This window comes from Thermogemmata fonticola (assembly GCF_013694095.1).
Taxonomy (GTDB): domain Bacteria; phylum Planctomycetota; class Planctomycetia; order Gemmatales; family Gemmataceae; genus Thermogemmata; species Thermogemmata fonticola.
This window is the reverse complement of sequence record NZ_JACEFB010000048.1, coordinates 1-420: the sequence shown is the minus strand read 5'-3', so window position 1 is coordinate 420 and position 420 is coordinate 1. Positions and strand designations below refer to the sequence as shown.

Genomic DNA, 420 nt, shown 5'->3' with positions numbered 1-420 from the left:
CCGCCATCGACCGCCCCCGAACCTCCCGCCCGACGCGGTCATCCGCGATTGGCTCCCCTTCCGCCGACTCCTCGAAACCGTCGCCGCCGAAACCGCCCCCACCGCTTCACCCGACCTCCTCACCGCCTCCAGCCTCCTCGCCGAAGGTACACCCCGCCGCTCCCCCGCTGCCACTTCCCGCCCCGCCGCTTCAGCTTCCCCTGCCGCCCGCCCAGCTTCCCGCCATTTCCCCAACAATGCCGACTCCGACGAAGCCAGTCAGACCTGGGAGGACGACCATTTCTCCACCGAGAACAACGAAAATCCCCCGCAAACCTGGGACGATAGCTATGACGAGGACGACGATGGCTGCGGCACTGATCACTCTTGCCGCGAGAACATGACGTGCCACTGTCACTGCCATTGCGCTGGCCATTGCCC

The 420-nt window shown here is 66.7% G+C and carries 1 pseudogene; it reads left to right on the top strand.

The features are described from left to right. Nucleotides 1–420, top strand: a pseudogene (locus H0921_RS17635) (hypothetical protein); the annotation flags it as partial.